13 protein-coding genes and 1 tRNA gene are annotated in these 22,420 nt (G+C 44.1%); 4 read left to right on the top strand and 10 right to left on the bottom strand.

Annotated features, from left to right (window positions below):
• Positions 1–53: 53 nt before the first annotated feature.
• Positions 54–2,072 carry a LamG-like jellyroll fold domain-containing protein gene (locus VK179_01710; GenBank protein HLO57435.1) on the top strand — a complete coding sequence of 673 codons (2,019 nt, stop codon included), beginning with the start codon at positions 54–56 and terminating at the stop codon, positions 2,070–2,072.
• A 112-nt stretch (positions 2,073–2,184) separates the two neighbouring features.
• Positions 2,185–3,009, top strand: coding sequence for a hypothetical protein (locus tag VK179_01705; GenBank protein HLO57434.1), 825 nt, complete (start codon positions 2,185–2,187; stop codon positions 3,007–3,009).
• 3 nt (positions 3,010–3,012) lie between these two features.
• Here VK179_01705 and VK179_01700 read toward each other — a convergent pair.
• Positions 3,013–3,096 (bottom strand) — tRNA-Leu (locus VK179_01700).
• A 667-nt stretch (positions 3,097–3,763) separates the two neighbouring features.
• The gene (locus tag VK179_01695) at positions 3,764–4,288 is read right to left on the bottom strand and encodes a hypothetical protein (GenBank protein HLO57433.1); all 525 of its coding nucleotides are present in this window, start codon (positions 4,286–4,288) and stop codon (positions 3,764–3,766) included.
• Between the two features lie 482 nt (positions 4,289–4,770).
• Here VK179_01695 and VK179_01690 point away from each other — a divergent pair, with 482 nt between their 5' ends.
• A complete protein-coding gene (locus VK179_01690; protein ID HLO57432.1) occupies positions 4,771–7,353 on the top strand; it encodes an adenosylcobalamin-dependent ribonucleoside-diphosphate reductase in 2,583 nt (860 codons plus the stop codon).
• 363 nt (positions 7,354–7,716) lie between these two features.
• Here VK179_01690 and VK179_01685 read toward each other — a convergent pair whose 3' ends face one another.
• The 6 genes from VK179_01685 to VK179_01660 all read right to left on the bottom strand — a co-directional run bounded on the left by VK179_01685 (position 7,717) and on the right by VK179_01660 (position 18,990).
• Positions 7,717–9,867: an elongation factor G gene (locus tag VK179_01685; protein ID HLO57431.1), complete on the bottom strand. Its 2,151-nt coding sequence runs from the start codon at positions 9,865–9,867 to the stop codon at positions 7,717–7,719.
• A 346-nt stretch (positions 9,868–10,213) separates the two neighbouring features.
• On the bottom strand, positions 10,214–12,682 hold the full coding sequence (locus VK179_01680; GenBank protein ID HLO57430.1) for an outer membrane beta-barrel family protein: 2,469 nt from the start codon (positions 12,680–12,682) through the stop codon (positions 10,214–10,216).
• A 132-nt stretch (positions 12,683–12,814) separates the two neighbouring features.
• Positions 12,815–14,869, bottom strand: a complete 2,055-nt coding sequence (locus VK179_01675; protein HLO57429.1) for a helix-hairpin-helix domain-containing protein — start codon at positions 14,867–14,869, stop codon at positions 12,815–12,817.
• Positions 14,870–14,889: 20 nt separating this feature from the next.
• The gene (locus tag VK179_01670; protein ID HLO57428.1) at positions 14,890–16,896 is read right to left on the bottom strand and encodes a glycoside hydrolase family 97 protein; all 2,007 of its coding nucleotides are present in this window, start codon (positions 16,894–16,896) and stop codon (positions 14,890–14,892) included.
• Between the two features lie 10 nt (positions 16,897–16,906).
• Positions 16,907–18,106 (bottom strand): glycoside hydrolase family 27 protein, encoded by a 1,200-nt coding sequence (locus VK179_01665; GenBank protein HLO57427.1) that lies wholly within the window; start codon positions 18,104–18,106, stop codon positions 16,907–16,909.
• A complete protein-coding gene (locus tag VK179_01660; GenBank protein ID HLO57426.1) occupies positions 18,103–18,990 on the bottom strand; it encodes a PhzF family phenazine biosynthesis protein in 888 nt (295 codons plus the stop codon). Before VK179_01660 ends, VK179_01665 begins: the two co-directional genes overlap by 4 nt.
• A gap of 98 nt (positions 18,991–19,088) precedes the next feature.
• Here VK179_01660 and VK179_01655 point away from each other — a divergent pair, with 98 nt between their 5' ends.
• Positions 19,089–19,925, top strand: a complete 837-nt coding sequence (locus VK179_01655; protein HLO57425.1) for a sugar phosphate isomerase/epimerase family protein — start codon at positions 19,089–19,091, stop codon at positions 19,923–19,925.
• Between the two features lie 94 nt (positions 19,926–20,019).
• On the opposite strand, the gene VK179_01650 is transcribed toward VK179_01655, so the two are convergent.
• On the bottom strand, positions 20,020–21,180 hold the full coding sequence (locus tag VK179_01650) for a cellulase family glycosylhydrolase (GenBank protein ID HLO57424.1): 1,161 nt from the start codon (positions 21,178–21,180) through the stop codon (positions 20,020–20,022).
• Positions 21,181–21,193: 13 nt separating this feature from the next.
• A complete protein-coding gene (locus VK179_01645; GenBank protein ID HLO57423.1) occupies positions 21,194–22,300 on the bottom strand; it encodes an AI-2E family transporter in 1,107 nt (368 codons plus the stop codon).
• Positions 22,301–22,420 lie beyond the last annotated feature (120 nt).

The raw sequence follows: 22,420 nt of genomic DNA, 5'->3' as shown, positions 1-22,420 counted from the left end.
ACCGAATCTTTTTCCCATTTCTCTCGTTATATTTGTCAGTTAATTATTATTACATGTCGCGTTACATTTCATTTATTTTTCTTTTCGCGTTAATATCCGGTTTGGGCTTTTGTAATGATATGCCGGTTCATTCATCAAAAGTTGAAGTTTTGCCGAAAGTACTATTTGTTGGTAATTCCATACTGGCTCCGGTATACAATCTCTTCGTGGCTGACGGTGAACCTTATGAATGCACAAGCATTGCTTTTGCCGGTGCAAGTATTGAGCAACAGTATAATGCATGGAATGCCCTTTCATCATCCCAAAAACAAAGTTTCGATTACATTCTTCTTGAAGTCGGGATTAACAATCTTTATTCCGGGGCAACTAATTTTATATCCGTCTACCAGACCTTTGTAAACAGTCTGAATGCCGGCAAAAAGCCGGGTTGCCTCATAATTGCAGCGACACTCACCCCTTCAAAGGGATCGCCGAACGTTAATTTCAATAACTGGCTCGCAATGAATGAGGCAATCCGTGGTGAAGGTGATCAGCCGGTTACAGGTATCGACATTGTTATGACAACCAATACCACCGGACTTGATCTTGATCACGACTACTATCTTGATGCGGCTTATGACAGAGGAGATGCTATTCATCCAAACAGTGCCGGGCAGCTGATCATTAAGAATAATTTTTTATATGTACTGGGACAAAATCCGATTGATCCGGTAGATCCTCCTGTTGATACAACCGATCCGGTAGATCCTCCTGTAGATACGACCGATCCAGGAGATACTACTGTTGTTCTTCATCCGCCGCTTGCACCATCTCATTTACATTCGAATCCTATTTCGGAAAAAGGTATATCCTTTTCATGGGATGATAATTCAGATAATGAAGATGGATTTGTGATTTACCGAATTAATACTGACAATCCGGATATCGTGACTGAATTCCGGGCTTCTGAAAATGATACAACTTTCACCGACACACAGGCAGAACCGGGTAAAACCTATTATTACACTCTGAAAGCCATAAATACCGACGGAAGTTCGCTTGTTTGCAACAAGATAACAGCTGCCTCTTTTTCATCCTCTGAAGTCAGAAGAACAAAGGAAGGGCTTATTGCATATTATAATTTCAATTATAATCCCGAATACATTATATATGATGTATCGGGTATTTCAGGACCTGTCAACCTGTGTAAAACAGGTTCATCGCCTGTTTCCTGGACAACGGAAGAATTCTCCGTCGGAAATGGCAATCTTTTTACATCCGCACAAACAGCATCCAAGATATTAACCAGGGTTCAGAAATCGAATGAAATAACTGTTGATTGCTGGATAAAGGCTGCTGAACCGATCGCTGATGGCGTTACCCGATTATTTTCAATTAATGCGGACGAGGATAATGCCGGATTCATTCTTGAACAAAAATGCTTAAGCGACGCTGAAAAACGGACATTGTCCTATAACACTCGGATGAATACATCGGCAACTGCTCCCACAGGTTTCCCTGAACTCGTTCAGCAACAGGGCCATCTCACACATATGAGCATGCATCATATCTGCTATGTAAGGAAAGCAGATGGCAATGAAGCATTATTTATTGACGGCAAGAAAACTGGCGAAAGCTACAGACCTGGCACACTGGATACATGGAACAGCGATTTCAAAGTAAGACTTGCCAATAGTATAGACGGAAGCCTTTCATGGCATGGCATTATGTATTTGCTTGCCATTTATGACAGGGCTTTGAATGAAAACGAGGTAGCTGCTAATTTTAATGCCGGGCCCCGCACGGATGTAGTAAAAAGCAGCATGGATTATACAGTGGAAGTAGGACCTAATCCTGCTACAACGCAAATTAATGTTAAAATTACTGCAAGTGCGATTCCCGATATCATCCTCTCGTCAGCGTTTATAAGAATAGCCAATGTTTATGGAAATATCGTTTATAATGAAGAATTATTCAGCACGGAACTTGAATATTATAAAACAATTGATGTCAGCCATTTAACTCCGGGAATATACTTTTTACAGGTAATATCAGGGAAGGACATTCAGTCATCAAAGATCATCAAGAATTGATAGTTTACACGGTTTAGCGGTTATTTCAAAGCGGCCTATTCCCCGGCGCAAGTTAATCGGTAATTCAAACTTATTATTTAAATTAGGGATGTATTATCAATCCCTTTCTAAAATGAAAACCCGATTATTTATTGCCGTTTTGTCCTTATTTGGTGCCGCCATAACCACGGTTCACTCACAGGATGACTATAAAAAAGGACATGAGTTTATGGAGGTTAAGACATATACCTCCGCAGAAAATGAAGCTTTACTGAAATTATATGAAGGACTGCGGGTCGCCGATGTATCGGATGGAATGGATATGGCAGGACTTCCCAATACAGGGCTTGTTATTCCCGCCATTCACCCGTTGTGGGTAGATGTGCAGGGGATGACTCATGTTATCCGGGGTATTGCCGTAACCGCACGGTATGTACCTACCCAGAAACCCGACAGGCCTGCTGCAGGAGAGGATTTTTCAGCCTGGGAAGGTAACTTTTACAGTACTTATTCTTCTGAAGCCTTTGCTCCGCTCATAGAAAAAGGTACGGTTGTGGTTATCGACGACGTGGAAGATAAGGATATCGGTTCCATAGGTTCGAATAATATCCTGGCATGGGTTAAAGCAGGGGCAGTAGGTGTAGTTACTGATGCCAATGCCAGGGACCTCGATGAAATTATGCTTGAAAAGGTTCCGCTGTATTTAAGGGATCGGGGACGTGGCATAAGACCGGGAAGGAATGAACTGGAATCGGTCAATCTCCCGGTAGTCATCGGAGGTGTGTTGGTATGCCCGGGAGATGTAGTGGTGGCCGACGGAGATGGTGTCATAGTAGTTCCGAGGGCAGTAGCCGCCAAAGTAGCGGAGTATGGACGAAAAGTACTGGATAAGGATAAAGCGGGAAGAAAAAGTTTATATAATAGTTTGGGAATGCCGTTGGACAGAACCGTAGAGTAAAAGTACCCGGAGCCGGAATCGAACCGGCAAGGGAAAACTCCCACTGGTTTTTGAGACCAGCGCGTCTACCTATTCCGCCATCCGGGCAAACTTTTCAAACAACTTTGAAGAGTTTGCGAAGATATAGAAATGTTTTTGATTGCACAAATTCGTTTGATTTCCTGCCAGAAACATTGTCCGGGGTTTCACCCCGAACCCCATTTCTTTCTTTGTCCTGTCACAAAGAAAGAAACAAAGAAAAGACCAGACAAAACGACTCCCACCGCTCTCTGCCGCATGGCAAGAATTTCTAACAAACGGTCGCAAGCTCGTTTGTAAGAAATTCTATGCCATGCGGCATTCACCGCTTCGTCTCCTCCGCGTTTTGTCCCTGCCCGCCCGCGGCGCTTCGATTATCGTTGTGGTTTAAGACAAAGCAGTGAGATGGTGTTATTGACTATACACTTCATTGAACTTAGTAATTACGACTAGGGACCGCTCAGTCCGCCTCTGAAAAAACGCGTTAAAAAAATTAATTCACGAAGCGTTAAAAAAGAAAAGATGTCTGATCCCGATTTAGAATCTGTAGAATTTCAGGACATTGAAATTCACAGAATTCTTGATCGGGAGAGTTCTTTTCTTTTAGCGCAGTGAATTAATTTTTAGCGATTTTTTCAGCAGCGGCGGCATTTTTTGGTTACTTTTTTTTGCTGCAGAAAAAAAGTAACTCAGGGTTCGGGGTGAAGCCCCGATAAAATACCGGCTCCGGGTACTGTTACCAACTGTCATCAGGTTTATAATTCTCCAGAAAACTTACGAATTGAGACGTGAACTCTTTGATGTAACTATTGCTCTCCAAAAGAAATTTACCTACGAGTAATTTATCATCATCCGTCTCCACTTCTTCAAATTCCCTTTTTCTTGCACCTATATAAGAAAATTCCGTAAACCTGTATCTGAACCTTCCGTCTTTGAATTCAAGGTATAACACAAACCTTACTTTAGAATTGAAAGTCACAGGCGAACTCATGAAATACTGATTAACAGAAATCTTTTTCATAAAAGCCTCATCCGTTATAATACCCTTGCTTCCCAGTGAATTAACAAATTTGACTTCGGAGAGCCACTTAAATGCTGCTTCCATCATCATATCACCTGGCATTGAATCAATATGAACAACACCGGTTGTGGAATATCTGCCTGTGGAACCATCTATGGCAAGAGGCATCGGAGAAAATGAGTTCTGTGCTAAGACAGGAATCGCTGTAAGCAATGAAAGTAAACAAAACAAGGTTTTCATAGGGTGTGATTATTAGAAAGATAAAATTAGACAACCTCCTCATACGGCACTATTTTTGCTTATAAAAAATATAAGGACAAATCAAAAACTATTTACGGCAATTAACAGGGAGTTCTTATCTGAACAAACCGTTTGATAAGGCTTTGATTAAAATTTAAACATGTTATCAGACATTAAAAACGTTAATATCTTTTTTTAGGGAATCGAATAAAAACTACGTTCAGTTTTTATAAATTTTAAGGGGTTTGATCCCGCTTGAAAAGCAAAAGCCAGTTTCTCAATCCCTTATCTGACGGGGTTAATAACTCCACGGGAATGTTAATAAATACGATAGAACACTTTTTGTCGGGCAGGGTTACTGTTATTAACTTGCAGTACTGTCTGAAGAATTCTTCTAAGATTTGTACCGGACAAGTTTCCAACGATTTAAATTGAAACCCATGCAGGCTGACGACTCAAAAATTAAGAATTTGACAATTAACATGACCGCAAGCACTGAACCCGTGAAAAAAGTTATGATTGAAAAGGAAAAAAACGTTACTTATTCATACGAAGAGGCTTACCAGAGCACGCTTGAATATTTCAACGGTGACGAGCTGGCAGCCACTGTCTGGGTGAATAAGTATGCGCTTAAGGATTCATTTGGTAAGATTTATGAAAAGAATCCGGAACAGATGCATTGGAGGATCGCCAACGAAATTTACAGGATTGAACAAAAATACCCCAATCCCACTCCATTGATTGTTATCCATTCTCTCCTTAAGGATTTTAAGTATATAGTTCCCCAGGGAAGCCCAATGACAGGCATCGGCAATAATTTCCAGATTGCCTCGCTTTCGAATTGCTTTGTTATAGGTAACCCGGGCGTATCGGATTCCTACGGCGGTATCATGAAGATCGACCAGGAACAGGTACAACTGATGAAACGCCGCGGAGGTGTGGGTCACGATCTTTCACACATCAGGCCCAAAGGTACACCGGTTTTGAACAGCGCCCTTACATCAACAGGCGTGGTACCTTTTATGGAAAGGTATTCAAATTCTACGCGCGAAGTTGCCCAGGACGGCCGCCGTGGTGCCCTCATGCTCAGCATTTCAATCAAGCATCCTGATTCGGAAAAATTCATTGATGCCAAACTTGAAAAAGGGAAGGTTACCGGCGCCAACATATCCGTAAGGATTAACGATGAATTCATGAAAGCGGTGGTTAATGACACCACCTATACTCAGCAATATCCGGTTGATTCAACCAACCCGGTATTCAGTAAAGATATTGAAGCCCGTAAACTGTGGAATAAGATTGTTCACAATGCATGGAAATCGGCTGAACCCGGGATCCTGTTCTGGGATACCATTATCCGTGAATCGGTTCCCGATTGCTATGCCGATATGGGTTACCGCACCGTATCAACCAATCCGTGCGGCGAAATTCCCCTGTGCCCTTATGATTCATGCCGACTGCTGGCAATCAACCTTTACAGCTATGTGAATGATCCGTTCACTCCCAACGCAAAGTTTGATTTTGACCTGTTCAGAAAGCATGTTCATTATGCCCAGCGTATGATGGATGATATCATCGACCTGGAACTCGAAAAAATAGATGCCATCCTTGATAAAGTTAACCGCGACCCCGAGGATGCCGAATTAAAGAGAGTAGAGAAAAAACTGTGGGAAAATATCCGGGTTAAGGCTGAAGAAGGCCGTCGTACCGGAATAGGCATTACAGCCGAGGGCGATATGCTTGCTGCCCTGGGACTTCGTTACGGCAGTGATGATGCTATCGATTTCTCGGTTGAAGTACAGAAAACGCTTGCCCTCGAAGCCTATCGTTCATCGGTTGAAGTGGCCAAGGAACGCGGTGCCTTTACTATATATGATGCTCACCTTGAAAAGGACAATCCTTTTATCAACAGGCTGAAGGCCGAGGATGAACAGATGTACCGCGATATGGTAAAATACGGCAGAAGAAATATTGCGCTGCTTACCATTGCACCCACCGGAACCACAAGTCTCATGACTCAGACCACTTCAGGTATTGAGCCCGTTTTCCTGCCGGTATACAAACGTCGTCGTAAGGTTAACCCCAACGATGCCAATATCAAGATTTCGTTTACAGATGAAGTGGGCGACAAATGGGAAGAATATAATGTCTTCCATCATAAGTTCATTACCTGGCTCGAAGTGAACGGCTATGATGTAGCCGAAGTAATGCAGATGAATGACGAAAAACTGCAGGAAGTAGTGGCCCAATCCCCTTATTACAAAGCCACATCCAATGATGTCGACTGGATGAATAAGGTTCGCATGCAGGGTGAAGTACAGAAATGGGTTGATCATTCCATCAGCGTAACTATAAACCTTCCGAATCATGTTTCTGAAGAACTCGTCGGCAAACTTTATGTCACAGCCTGGCAGAGTGGGTGCAAGGGTGTAACCGTTTATCGCGACGGATCGCGTTCAGGTGTGCTGATCACCAATAATGACAAGGATAAAGATAATAGCAACGAAAACGACGCTATTAAATACAAACGTCCAAAGGTCCTGGATGCCGATATCATCCGTTTCAACAACAATGAGGAGAAATGGATTGCCTTTATAGGACTCAAGGATAACAAGCCTTACGAAATCTTTACCGGTATGGTGGATGATGAAATGTTTCCCATTCCGAAATCAATAACAAAAGGTCAGATCATTAAGAACCGCGACGAACATGGCCATTCAAGGTATGACTTCCAGTACACCGACAAATACGGTTACCTGAATACCATGGGCGGATTGTCGCACATGTTCAATAAGGAATACTGGAATTATGCCAAACTGTTTTCAAGCGTATTACGCCATGGAATGCCCATACCGGATGTGGTGAACCTTGTTGCATCGCTTCAGCTCGACAGCGATACGATCAATACATGGAAAAACGGCGTGGAAAGAGCGCTTAAGAAATACATTCCCAACGATACCAGGGCAAAGAAGGGCAAAACCTGCACCGAATGCGGATCAGAAAACCTGATCTACCAGGAAGGCTGCCTGAAATGCACCTCCTGCGGATCGTCGAAATGCGGATGAAAAGAGTGATTAGTGAATAGTGATTAGTGACTAGTAATATCAAGTTCGGCTAAGGCTCTGCATTAGTCGAACGTATCTCACCAGGCTCTGCCTGGTTTTTTATTGGTAGCAGGCTGAGCCTGCAAAGATATATTCGACTGAGGCAGAGCCTCAGCCGAACTGCGAGCTCCGATAGGTGCGACATTATGGTAGAAAATAGCTTGCTCAAAACCTTAAAAGCTCCGTCAGGAGCGGCATTATGGTTTATGCCAGAGGTTCTGAAATAACCCGAACAACCATAATATCGCTCCTAGCGGAGCTTTTGCCAATAAAACAATAACTCGTCTACCATAATGCCGCTCCTAACGGAGCTGGCCTTCCAAGTTATTCTTCCTTCTCCTCTGCCTCGTAAGCTTTCAGCAGTTCTTCCTGGACGTTGCCGGGAACGGGCTCATACTCGAGGAATTTCATCGAATACATGGCACGGCCGCCGGTGATTGAACTCAGTGCTGTGGAGTACTTGTTCATTTCAGCCAGGGGAACCTTTGCTGTGATCTTCTGGAATCCCATTTCAGATGACATACCCTGAACAATGGCACGGCGACCCTGAAGGTCACTCATCACATCACCCATTCGGTCACCCGGAACAAGTACATCTACAAGATACACCGGCTCAAGGATCTTCGGGGAAGCTTTTTTAAAGGCCTGGCTGAATGCATTCCTTCCGGCAAGCTTAAAGGAAATTTCGTTTGAATCAACGGGGTGCATCTTTCCGTCGTAAACATATACCCTGATATCCCGTGCATAGGAACCGGTAAGAGGCCCTGTTTCCATTTTTTCCATCAGACCTTTCAGAATGGCAGGCATAAAACGGGCGTCAATCGAACCACCCACTATGCAGTTGTAATATACAAGCTTGCCACCCCATGCCAGAGGAATTTCCTCCTTGTCACGAATGGATATCTTCTGGTCTTTACCGTCAATCTTGAACATTTCAGTATCCGGGGTGCCTTCCTTATGCGGCTCAATAACCATGTGAACTTCACCAAACTGTCCTGCTCCACCCGACTGCTTCTTATGGCGGTAGTCGGCCTGGGCGAACTTGGTTATGGTTTCACGGTAAGGAATCTTTGGTGCAACAAACTCAGTACCGATTTTGAAAATATTATCAAGATGCCATTTCAGTATATTGAGGTGATATTCACCCTGTCCTGAAAGGATGATCTGTTTCAGTTCTTTTGAGTATTCAATCTGGATGGTGGGATCCTCAAAATTCATACGCTGCAATGCTTCACCCATCTTTTCCTCATCACCTTCGCTCAGTGTCCTGATGGCAGTGCGGTATTTCGGCTCGGGGAATTCGATAGCCTTGAACTTAATTGAAGTATCCGTTGACAGAGTCTGATTTGTCTTAGTGGCTTTGAGTTTCACAGTAGCACCCAAATCACCAGCCAGCATATTCGGAACTTTTGTCCTGTTTTTACCGGCAACTACAAATATCTGGGCAATTCTTTCCTTGTTCTGAGTGGTGTTGTTGGTGAGGTCAATGCCTTCCTTTATTTCACCTGACATTACCTTGAAATAGTTGATTTCACCAATGTGAGTTTCAACAGCTGATTTGTAAATGAACAGGGTAGCGGGACCTGCAGGATCGCATTTTACTTCTTTTGTGCCGGCAACAGGGGCAGGAACTTCATTGGGACTGGGAGCTACCTGTGAGATAAAATCCAGGAGACGGCCTACCCCGATATTACGCTTGGCTGAAGTACAGAAAATGGGAAATAATCCGCGCTGCAAAACACCGGTTTTTATTCCTTTCTGCAGTTCCTCATCACTAAGCGTATCATTTGCAAAAAACTGTTCCATAAGTGCTTCATCACTCTCGGCAGCTCTTTCAACAAGGGCAGCACGGAGTTCATCGGCCTGGTCCTTCTGATCTGCCGGAATATCAAGAATCTGAGGCTTGCCACCATCTTTCGGGTATTTATACAGTTTCATGGCAAGTACATCAACGATTGAATCAAATCCTGATCCTGTGTTTACGGGATACTGCATTAGAACAGCATGGGCGCCGAATCTTTCCCTGATGGATTCAATTGACTTTTCCCAGTTTGCCTTTTCATGATCAAGCTGGTTCACAACAAAAATGATCGATTTATTGGCATTGGCAAGGTAACGGCCATGTATTTCGGCACCTACCTCAATACCGTTCTGGGCATTGATGACCATAAGGGCACTGTCGGTTACCGGAAGGGCTGAAACAATACCATTTACAAAGTCATCGAGACCGGGTACATCTATCAGATTGATCTTATTGTCATTATATATTGTGTACAATAACGAGGAAAATACAGAGCTCGTATTGTTTTGTTCTATTTCTTTAAAATCGGAAACGGTATTCTTGCTCTCCACATCGCCGCGTCTCTCAACAACACCGCCTTCAAAAAGCATGGCTTCCGAGAGAGTGGTTTTACCACAGCCTGAATTACCGACAATTACCAGGTTTTTAATCTGACCAGTTGAATATGTCTTCATGTGTTAAAATATTAGCTATTATAATCTAAATGAATGCCCTGCGGCAAGAGAAATGCAAAAATAACAAAATTTTGGAAAGTAGCAAGAAAGAAGTAGGGAGTAGGGAGTAGGGAGACAAAGACAAACACGTCATTGCGAGGAGCCTGAATTTTCATTGATTATGGCTGAATGTAATGCGACGAAGCAATCTGCCCGAACAGGAAGGACGCTTCAAAGACACACTGATGTGAAATTGTTTGTTGTCCTGGTAAAGTCCTGCCTGTGCTGAAAGATTGCTTCGTCGCAATAACTCTCTGCTATAATCATTTCCTATTCAAGCTTCCTCGCAATGACGGGCCTAGCCTAATTACATCATCTCATCCATTCCGCCGCCGCCTTCCTGGCCACCGTTATCGCGGCGGTTACCTGACTGTTTGTAATTATTCAGGCGCCATGAAAGATTCAGCATAATAACAGGGGATTCCCTGCGGAACGTATTTTTTGTATAGAACGTGCTGCCCTGTGAGGTAAAAGAGAATTTACCGGTTGAAAATATATCGCGGGCATTCAGCGACACGGTCATCTGTTTCTTAAATAACTCCTTCCGGATCGCTGCATTTGCGATGAAAAATCCCTTGCGCTCTCCCTGCAACGTATTTGAAGGCCCGTTATAAATGGTCGTAAATTGTAACCGCGTATCCCATTTCAGTTTGAACATGGTGTTCAGATTGGTTCTCCAGGTTGTAGAAGTTGAAGTCACATCCCGGCCTTCCACCTGGCCGTTTAGCTGGTACCGGAAGAGATTTCCGGTAAGGTTCAGTGACCACCATTTGGTCAAATCCACATTGGCCATGAGCTCCATTCCAAGTGAATGATCTTTATCCGCATTGGTCCGGGTAAATGTATAAACCTGCCTGCCTGAAATTGTATCCAGTCCGTTCAATTCGGTTATCTTGTCATAAGTCGACCTGTAATAGGTTTCAAGCGAAACAAATCCTTTACCAATGTTATACTGGTAATTCAACTCAAAAGCATTCGTGAATTCGGGCCGCAGTGCCGGATTTCCGTAAAACACGTTGTTTGCACCCCTGAATTCCCTGAACGGATTCAGATCCCGTTCATCCGGTCGCTGAATCCTGCGGGAATAGGTAAACTGAACCTGGTTTTTTTCGCCCAGCTTTCTTGTCAGAAAAAAAGACGGGAAAAAGTGCAGCTTCTCGTATTTGAAGGATTCATTCGTTGTTTTCTGATCCAGTGTGCGATTGTCATACTCTGACCGTAAACCGACCTGGTATTCAAATTTGCCAAGCGGGGCTGACCATGTCAGGTAAACCGACTGCAGCGCATCGAGGTATTTAAGCCGGTTGCTTATTGAATCATCGCGCAGCCACTCAGAGCCAAGCGGTAAATAGTTTTCATATATGTAATCGGCCTGGTCCTGGTCGAATCGCGATTGAAACCCGGCTTCCATTTTGGCCTTTCCTACAGGTTTCGTATAATCAAGCTCTATCCTCAGTTCGCTTTCAGGATGTTCAATCCTTGAACGTGTCCTCCCGGTTTGTGTATCCACAGGCACAAACACATCGTTCGTTTTCCGGATATTGTCCTCTTCCTTTTCGGATTCCTTTGCCGCCGAAAAATAAACAGAGGCTTCCAGTTTATGATTGGGCTCGCTAAAGCGCTTCTGGTAATCAAGATTAAGATTGTAATATTTATCCTGGTCGCCTGAATGATTATCTTCGAGATAAAACGAGTCAATGGATGCAGGAAGAGTATACCATCTGTTGTTGGAGGTAAAATCACGGTTAAAATTGCGGGTTCCCACAGTGCCGTTCAATGAGAGCGTCGATTTATCGTTTAGCGAGTATTCAAATCCGCCTTTTACACTCATCGATTTCCTGGCGAAAGTGCCTTTGGAATTGGTAAGAGTATACGTTGTTGTATCACTGATGCTTCTTCTCTCGCTTACGCCTTTGTTTAAAAATTGCTGATCAGAAAATTCACCGCCGATAAAATAGTTCGTTTTATTTCTTTTCATATTCAGCAGAAAATCGCCCGTGTATTTATTGCGTGTACCAATGGATGCGTTGATCACACCATTGATACCGGTGATCTTCTGCTTTTTCATAATTACGTTGATAATACCGGCCTCACCATCAGGATCATATTTTGCCGAAGGGCTTGTTATAATCTCCAGGCTCTGCACAGCGCTTGCCGGTATCTGCTGCAATCCTTCACTACCCTGCACCACACTTGGCTTGCCGTCGATGAGCAGCTGAAAATTGCCGCTTCCCCGCAATGTAACGTTACCTTCCACATCCACATCCACTGAGGGAGTGTTCTCAAGTACGTTTACAAGACTGCCTCCTGAACTCGAAATATCCTGTGCCACGTTAACCACTTTCTTATCGACTTTGTATTCGAGCCGCTGGTTCTGGGCCACGACCTGTACTTCCCCTATCTGTGTAAGTTCAGGGTGAAGCACAACCACTCCCAGGTCAGCCGAAGGAGATTGTGCCGTGAGGTTAACCTGAACCTTACGACGGGTATATCCAAGGAAGCTGGCATCAAGATAATAATTGCCGGCCGGAATGCCCCTGAATGAAAAGGCCCCGTTTGCATCTGTAACCACCCCGTTTACAAGCGATGAATCGGATGATTTGTATAAGCCTACAGTGGCGTATTCAATACCGCCCCTTGTTGTGGAATCCTGGATTAAGCCTCTGACATCACCGGGTTTTATGGCAACAGGTGTTGCGGTTGCAGGCCTGGGAGGCTGAGCCGCTATTGTTAATGTTAGAAACACGGATATTAGCGGAATAAAAACTTTTTTCATTTTCTTTAGATTAATGTGTTTGCCTTATTTAATAGAACTGTTAAACACAAAAATCCTTCAAACGATTGTTAAAGAAATGCCAAAATCGACAAATGGGAAGTTAGTCCTGATCAAAACCGGTATTTTGCCTGTCTAAAAGGTAACGGACAAACGGAATTTGATGTCGTTCTTTGAATCCGATTTGATCTCGTCATATCCTGTACCTATACTCTCACGATCGTAATAATGTGTATTTGAATAACGAAAAGTGAATGCAACCTGCTGCGAGATTTTCCATGAAGCCATTATGTAACTTCTGAGGCCGTTTCCATACAATGGGGAAAATGAATAACCCGAGGAGAGGTCGTTTTCATAAGCATAGATGCGGGTTGCGTAATCAGCGGTTTTAAACCATGCTGCTCTCAGATTTAGCTGGATATGAGCTTTCGGAATTCTGTAAGCAATATCATGATAAACCATATACCCGTCGGTAGAATTGCCTGAACTAACATTGCTGAACGAATACTCAACCCGGTCCTGCATAGTTAACACAGATGACACAGCATAGGATATATGATAACGCACGCCTGAATGCTGCATTTCAGATACTTCAGGTATATTGGAGGAATCGCGCAATATATCTACAGGGTCGTTTTTAAATTTAAACCGGAGATACATTGTTGTTTTTTTACCTGCCGGGTAATCAGCCTGCAGTAAATAATCATTTCCATTACACGGTGCGCTTTGCTTGTATTTCAGCCAGGGAAAGCGATAGAAGTCGGCGTAACCGGATATCTTCAGATGCGGTAAAGGATGCAAAACAAGTCCGGTATAAAAGCCTTCTTCATTTGAATCTTCAGACCCTTCAGAAAAAGCCGAGGAATAACGGGCATAAAATCCTTTACCGAATTTCCGGTAGAGAACTGATACGGCAGCATATTTATTCAGACTGAAAAGAAGGCCGTCAATTGTTGCCCAGGACGAATTTCCGGTTGACGTTTCACCAAAAAACTGGAACCGGGGTAAATTCAGAAGATAATCGAAACCCCAGTCGACAAGTGAATTTCCTGAAAAATCATAAATGTCTTTCAGTTCGTTCCCGGGTTCCAGGTATTTATCAGTTCTGTAATAAACAAGGGTTGAACCTGCTTTCATGAAATTATTCCGGTATCCTATATTGGCTCCTGCGGCTGTTTCTTTTACCGACTTCTCATCGGATATTTCGGAAGAAGTGCGGTGATAACCGTCTTCGCGGAGTGATGAAAAATAGATCTTTCCGTCAATGGTGTCAGTTATGTTCGCATCCCTGTTTTTAACCGAAATAAAAACAGAGCCGCTGAACTTACCAAATCCCGCTGAAGCGGCCGCACCCCTGAAAAAATTGTTTTCATCATTTGAATTGAAAGGTTTAACTGCATCCTGCCTTTTCACTGTGTTAAGTGACAGCGATGATTTTCCGGGCGCATTTCCTGAAAACAGGGTCAGACCCTGCCCGAAAGCAAGCCTGTAATCGCCAATTACAGCGGTTTTCAGTTTTCCCCTGCCGCTTAGCAGCACATAACCGGAATTGAAATCGAATCCCGCCCTGTTGGATGATCTGAAAAGATCCTCTCCTGGATCCTTTTCCACAGTGAAGGCTGCCTTAAGGTTTTGACCTGCTGACAATTCATAATGTGCGTTTAAAAGCCATGGACTGCCCGGGTATGCTTTACCCGGTTTATCGTCCTTTTTAATAAATCCATCCTGTTTTTCAAGGATCCGCTGAACCCTAATCACTGCCTGATGTCTTACATTCCTGAAGACAGCGGTATCTGATTGCAGTTTTGAAATACCCGGAACCGTAACAAAGGGGAGCAGCATTTCAATGATGTCAGGCGTAAAGCCGTAAATCACCTGAAGCTCATAAACAGACAAAAGCCTTCCTTTCTCTTTCCGGTAGTCGATTAGACTTGAAATCTGGAAATCGGTAAGAAATGGTATCTTCTCAAAATCTCCTCTTGTGGCAGTGTTCAGATCAAGCGGATTTTTCTGCAGTTCCTCCAGTTCGTTGAGAAGGGATTCATAATCGGCTGCTTCGCCATTAACCGATTCAATCGATTCTATTAATGATTCATTTAAAGTAAAGCTTCCGGGAACTCCAGATTGTGCCTGCACATTACCCCACATAGTTATCCCGGTTGCCACGATTAAAAGGCAACGGTATATCATGGTTGAGAAAAATAAGCAAATTACATTGCTTCTGCCGGCTCAATTATCGCTGTAAAACCTCCGTTTGCCTTAGCCTCCACCTTTAACTCCGAATTATTACCACACGTCTCCGATTTTTCAACCAGTTTCCGGGGATTCCGGTCTGAATCGGGAGCATCATTCCATATCCGAGCCTTGTATGTTTTGTCTTCAAGAAATGAAGTATTAATCACAAATGTACGGTTTGTAAGGGTCATCCCCCCGATATACCATTTATCGCCTGATCTGCGTGCAACAGCAATATATTCGCCGGGCATTCCTTCGAGTACCCTTGTTTCGTCCCATGATGAAGGAATACCCTTAAGAAAATCACTGCCTGCCTGGTTTCTTACATTATAGGGTGATTCACAGAATACAGTGAAAGCGCTCTCATACACAACGAACATCGCTAGCTGGAAACAGCGGGTTCCCATCACATGGGGAGCGGGACTGTCGCCGCCGACTATTTTAAAGTTTTCAGGCATGTCGTTGAGGAATCCGCCGGGTGTGAAATCCATCTCCCCGGGGATCATCCTGGTGAACGGCAGGGTAAGGCAATGAAGCGGAGTGATCCGGTTGCTCCATTTGTTATATTCGTTCCCCAGTACACCTTCGCGTGTAATGAGGTTGGGATAGGTCCTGCTGAACCCGTCAGGCACATAAGCCCCGTGGAAATCCACCAGGAGATGATGTTTCGCGGCTGTTTTTGCCACCCTGTGGTAAAAATCTACCATCTCCTGGTCATTCCTGTCCATAAAGTCGATCTTAACACCTTTCACTCCCCATTTTTCATAAAGCGCAAAAGCTTCTTCCATCTGTTTGTCGGCATTCGGCCATAACAGCCATACAAATATCCCTATGTTCTTGCCGGCAGCGTATCTGACTATTTCAGGAATATCAATTTCAGGGATCATTTTGGTAATATCGGCCTCCATGTTGAATGATCCGTCAGGCCTGAAAGGAGCTCCATACCACTGCCAGTCGACAATCTGGTACTGCCAGCCCATTTCTGCTGCAAAATCCACAAAGTATTTCATGGTTTGGGTATTCGGGCCGACTTTGAACTTTACATCCGGGGCATACGATCCGCTCCACCACCAGTCCCATGCAGATACCCCAGGTTTAATCCATGAAACATCATCAAGGGCACAAGGCTCATTAAGGTTCTGCATAATGTCTGATTCCAGGAAACGTCCCGGCTTGTCAGCGATCATGACAACCTTCCACGGGGATAACCTCTGAGCGGTAGCCTTTACTGCAATTGTAGTATCTTGAGACAGCCATGAAGTTCTTGTAACCAGGCTGTTCGGGTAATCACCTGCCGAGAGGCCTGAACAAGCCCAGTTTGTAACATTCGCATCAAGGAATGCAACCCATGCATCACCTGCATTTACAAGCAAAGGAGTTCCAATAATGTTCTCTTTTTTGATGTCGGATATTTTCGCTTTGGTGAATTCCACCTCCTGCGACAAATGGAATTTGTTCCAGAATGCAGGCCATGCTTCATGATCAGCAGCAAAACGATAGGTAATCTTTTCATCACTGAGAACAATAGTATCCAATCCCTTTTGCTGAGGTAATTCATACCGGATAGCCACTCCGTCATTATAGGCCCTGAAAAACAGATTGAGTCTCCGTTTGGGACTACGGTTCTCCTGCAATTCTATCTTTACCTGGTTATAACGATTGATAACATGCTTATTCCTGCCCCATAACCGATCCCATGTTTCGTTCACTGAATCATTTGTAACGGAAAGTATCCGCAGGTCTTTTCCCAGTGGCGGCATTGATTTAAACTGCAATTCCACCGCCGATGGAAGGATCAGTTCTTTTTCCCTGTATCTGACAGTATATTCCAGCTGGCCGGCAGAATCACTGACCATGCACTGAACCTTTATCAGGCTGTCGGGTGAATTCACATATGCACTCATGTTGTTCTTCTTTGAGCAAGAAAACAGAACAACTACAAGGGATACCAGGATTGTCCGGAAGAACAGGTTTTTATTCATAAAGTGGAAATTATTTCTTTATCATTCGCAGCATGAGTACATCATGGCCCGGCAATATGGCCTTAAGCGATTTTTTTGTTGTACCGGCTGAAGCCTTTGTCCATATATTATAAAGCTCATATTGAACCGAAGCGGCATCCAGGTCTCTGCCTGAGAGCTCGTCATACACTTTCGTTTTCCAGTCGAATTCAATATTGGCCGGGGACTGTGCCCTGTTCAGGAAGCAAACTGCCCAGTCGCCATTCTTAAGAGGCTTAAACCATGTTTCAACACTATCAGCTTTCTGAAACCTGAACCCCTGTATTCCCAGTGAATCCTGGTCAACAGCTATGGCCTCCTTATTAGTGAGTATTTCAAGGGTTTCCCGGCTCATATTCAAAATATCATTACCAGCCATCAGCGGGGCTGCCAGCATGCACCATATCGAAAAATGGGCACGGTCCTCGTTTACCCTCATGCCGTTACCCACTTCAAGCATATCAGGATCATTCCAATGATCGGGGCCTGCATATTTCCGAAGTCCGTCCTGCAGATCAATAATATGCAGAATTGAAAGGGCAGTCCAGGTACCATGATGAAGGTCATTATTGAAGTTAGCTGTAATATCGCCGGTTGTCCGCCACAAGTGGCCCACTTTCGGTCCCCACAGCCAGGGTTTATTGTTTCCCCATTCGCAAAGGCTGAATACTATAGGTCTTCCGGCGTTATGCAAGGCATCACACATGGTTGCGTATGCACCCTCGGCATTCAAACCCTGGGTATCGCACCAATCATATTTCAGATAATCCACTCCCCATTTGGCATACTGCAGGGCATCCTGGTACTCATGACCTCTGCTGGCTGGCCTGCCGGCGCATGTTGTATTGCCGGCACATGAATATATTCCGAATTTCAGGCCTTTTGAATGCACATAATCGGTAACAGATTTTATACCTGAAGGAAAATTCACCGGGTCTGCCTGGATAAAACCAAGGGTGTCACGTTTGCCATGCCAGCAATCATCCACAACAAGGTATTTATAACCGGCATCTCTCATTCCGCTTGATACCATGGCATCAGCTACTTCACGGAGCATTTTTTCATTCACGTTGCAGCCGAATTTGTTCCAGCTGTTCCACCCCATAGGAGGTGTGGGAGCCAGGTTTTCAAATTTCTGGCCAAAGCTGAATGCGCACAGCATCAGCAATCCGATGATCAGGATATTTTTCATAAAGTATGTTGGTTATTATTTGCATTCCAGATTCCGGAAGCCACTTCAAACACTTTTCCTCCAACGAAAATATCGTATTCGTCGTGCTTCTTCTCAGCCCTGATATACAATTCGGAAGGTCTGCCCATTTCATAGCCCTGGCCGGCTGTTACTTCAATTTGCGTTGATCCAAACACCGAGTAATTAACCAGGTAAGCAGCCAGGCACCCTGTTGCACTGCCCGTGGCCGGGTCTTCAGGAATACCGTAATAATCGACATATACTCTTGAAGAAATTCCATGGCCTTTTTCCCTGCCCTCTGTTGAAAACACGAGAATACCCTTGGCCCTGCTGTTCTCTATAAATTTCCAGTAGATTTCGTGATTGATTCCGGATCGCTTAACCGCATCCAGTGAGGTAAGCGGAACTATAAGAAAATGCAAACCGGTTGAAACTTCCTGTACCGGGAATCGGGTGTTAATATCTCCTGGTTTCAGTTTGAGCATGGAAGCCATCATATCGGCGTCAACTGTATCTCCGAATTCGGGCTGGTTTTGTTTCATCCACAGAAGGTCACCGGTAGTGGTCACCGGTATCTGTCCGGCTTTCAAATTAAGGCTTACTGAATTGGACTGACCATTCTCAATATATTTCTGAAGAATATAAGCTGTGCCAAGAGTAGGATGGCCGGCAAAGGCAACCTCACTGCCCGGAGTAAATATCCTCACGGGATAGCCACCGTTTGTTTTATCAGGTGATGTGATAAATGTAGTTTCCGAAAAATTGATTTCCCGGGCAATTTGTTGCATCTCTGTTTCATTCAGCCGTCCGGAATCCATAAAAACAGCAAGCTGGTTGCCGCTGTATCGCTTATTTCCGAAAACATCAAGGATATAAAATGTCATAGCTTACTATTTCAGCATAAAACTAATAAAAAATGTGCAGTCATCACAAATATAAAACCAACACGCCTTTTTTATATCTTTACGTTAAAAGATACCATATGAAGTCGAGGCGTGATTTTGTTAAACTGGCCGGAACGGGAGTAATAACCGCCGGAATTCCTTCAGGGTTCACCATGCCGGAATCATCATCCTCAAATGTGGATGATGCCTTTAAGCTGGGAATTGCAGGATATACATTTAAGGAATTCACCGTGGAACAGGCTATTGAAATGATGAAACGGATCAAGGTTTCCAATCTTTCACTGAAGGATTTTCACCTTCCCTACGATAGCAGCCAGGATAAAATAAATGAGGTGCTTCATAGGTTTTCGGATGCCGGAATTATGGTGTACACCCTCGGCGTTATTTATATGAAAACAAAGGAATTTGTGGACCAGGCGTTTCATTACGCTTCAATGGCCGGTGTAAAAATGATCGTTGGCGCACCCGATTATGAACTGCTGGATTATGTCGAAGAGAAAGTGCGTAAAACCGGCATCCGCATTGCCATTCATAATCATGGTCCCGACAACCCGCTGTACCCGAATGCCACAGATATCTGGAATCACATCAAAGACAGGGATCCTGGGATGGGAATCTGCATTGACATAGGCCATACGGTTCGTGATGGAAAAGATCCATCTGCAGATATTGAGAAATACAGCAGGCGCATATTCGACATGCATATAAAAGACGTGGATGCAGCCAGTAAAGAGGGTAAGACTGTTGAAATGGGCAGGGGAATCATTGACATTCCTAAGGTCGTCGCCTCTTTACGCCGCATAAAATACAACGGCATGTGCAGCCTCGAATTCGAAAAAGATATGAAAGATCCCCTTCCCGGAATAGCCGAATCAATAGGGTATTGGAAAGGGGTAACCGCATGCCGGATGTAATCGAACGTAGAGACGCGATTTTTCGCGTCTTGGAATCATGTTCGAAAGAGATGCGATAAATCGCGTCTCTACGCAGGTATCAAAATAACATTAATTAATATTTCTTCAACAGCGCCAGCAATTTCCCGTCCAGTTTATGCCCGTACCAATCGGTATACGGGGCATCGTCCCTGCCGGAATCGAGAATTCCGAAATCACCCCTGAAATTCCATAGGGCATAACCTATGTTGTTTTCAGTAAGGATGCTTATTACATCCTCAAACCATGCCAGGAAAACATCGTGCGGCGTTTTCTTCCAGCACCCGCATTCACCGCAATGAACACCTACACCCTGTTTGATGAGTTCAATCCATGGAGTATAAAGTTTTACCACGTCTTCCTTTCCGTAATGCTGCCCCCCGATTACACCCGGCCAAACCGGTGTAGGGGCATCGGAAGGATTCTTCCAAACCCAGGGAGCCTGGTAGTGCGACACCACATGCGGAAAATATCCCCTGCAGCTCTGTCCCACATTAAGGTCGGTGAGCTCAGGAGTGACAAGGTGGCCGCCACTGTTGCCATCCGCAACAATTAACCGGTCGGGTGAAATTTTGCGTATAGCCTCCACCGCACCTTTTGCAACCTTCCTGTACTGTTCACCATTTAAAGGGCCGCTTTTTGAAAATTGGTCATTCATATCCTCCCTGTAAGCAGGCTCATTCAGCAGATCAAAGCTTACTTTTTCCTTTGACACGTTCTTAAATCGTTCAGCCCACATTCCCCAGTGGTAATTAAAAGCTTCCTGGGCTTCTGTATCTTTCCATAAATTATAAGGTTCATTAAAACCTGCATTGATGCAATAACCGGGAGCCCTGTGCAAATTGAGGCTTACGTGAAGGCTGTATTTATTGGCCGCTTCCACAAGCTTTTCAACCTCTTCAACCACTTTGTAATCGATTTTGTAGAAATCCTCTTTTGTTATCGGTTTTGACGGATCAAAAGACAGGTACCGCGGATAAGCCATCGGTATTCTTACAAAATCAAATCCCCAGTCCCTCATCCATTTGAAATCTTGTTCAGTGGATGCACTGTGATTAATACCTTTAGGTCTTTCGGGACTGAAAAAATCAAGAAGATTGAATCCCTTCCATCTTGGCAACTTATTTTTGGGCTTGGCGTCGGATAATGCAGCCATTGCTGCGGTTCCGCTCAGGGCAAATGCGGCTGCTGCAGCAGCGGTGGTCTTGAGAAATGCTCTTCTGTTATTGCTTTTCATTATGTGAGAATATTTATTTCTGTTCCATTGTTTCAGTCATCTTTTGAACCACCCTGAATTGCTGGAAAAATTCACGGGCAATGACACGCAGAATGGTATAAACCGGCACGGCCAAAAGCATGCCAAGAAAACCAGCCAGGCTGCCGCCCATCACAATCACAAGGAAGATTTCGAGCGGGTGCGATTTGACGCTTTTGGCATAAATCAGCGGAACCAGCACATTGTTGTCGATCACCTGCACGACAGCAAAGACGGATACCATTTTTATAACCGCGGGTAAAAGATCATTATAATTGCCGCCCGATAAAGTAGCGGTTATTCCGATGATAAGCCCCATAGTGGATCCCAGAACAGGTCCCAGGTAAGGGATAATATTCATGACTCCTCCAAAAAAGCCGACAAGCAGGGCGTTTTTAATACCTAAGATCCACAGTCCAAGGGTAATTAACATCATTACACTGAATACTTCTGCAAGGACACCGATGAAATATCTTTTTAAGAGGCCTTTTGAATCTTCAACCACAATATGAGTGGCTTTGTGATGCTTTTCAGGGATGAAAAGCAAAAGATCGTCTTCAAACATGTTTTCATCCTTGATAAAGAAAAAGGATATAAAAAAGATTGAAAAAATACCTATAAATATGTTCCCTGCTGCGCTTATAAAGCCTGTAAGTGCTGTTCCCACACTACCGAGACCGACATACGATTTGGCCTGTTTTATTACAAAATTCTGAAGGGTTTGTTTATCGTCAATTACTCCAAATGCATGAAGTTTCTCATCAAGCCAGTGAGTAGGTTGCTGAAGATTCTCAGTAAGCTTGTCCACATCAATCTCTGAAATGGTTTGCGCCTGGTTTACAATCATCGGTACAAAAATGGCGATAAAGCCCGCAAATATGAGGATAATGAACAACACCGAGAGGAAAGCACTTACAGCATGAGGAATTCTGAATTTCCCGATGTGCACCCGGGAGTCAAGAAAGTGCGTAATCGGCTGTCCGAAGAAAGAAATAACTGCCGCAGCCAGTATCCAGATAATGATAAAATAAAACCGGTAAAGGAGGAAGCCGATTAGTACCACCAGCGCCACGTAACCGGCGTATTTAAAAACTTGTTTCATGTTTTTGCTCATGGGTCTTAACAAATATAATAAAATTAGGGAAGCCATATCTTGCCAAAAACTTCCCTATTGATACTATATAAAACAAAAGCGGCCCTGCTTTGGTAAACAGGGCCGCTT

The organism is Bacteroidales bacterium, assembly GCA_035299085.1.
In the GTDB taxonomy this organism is placed as follows: Bacteria; Bacteroidota; Bacteroidia; order Bacteroidales; family UBA10428; genus UBA5072.
The sequence above is the reverse complement of the archived record's forward strand: the minus strand, read 5'-3'. Positions and strand labels throughout refer to the sequence as shown.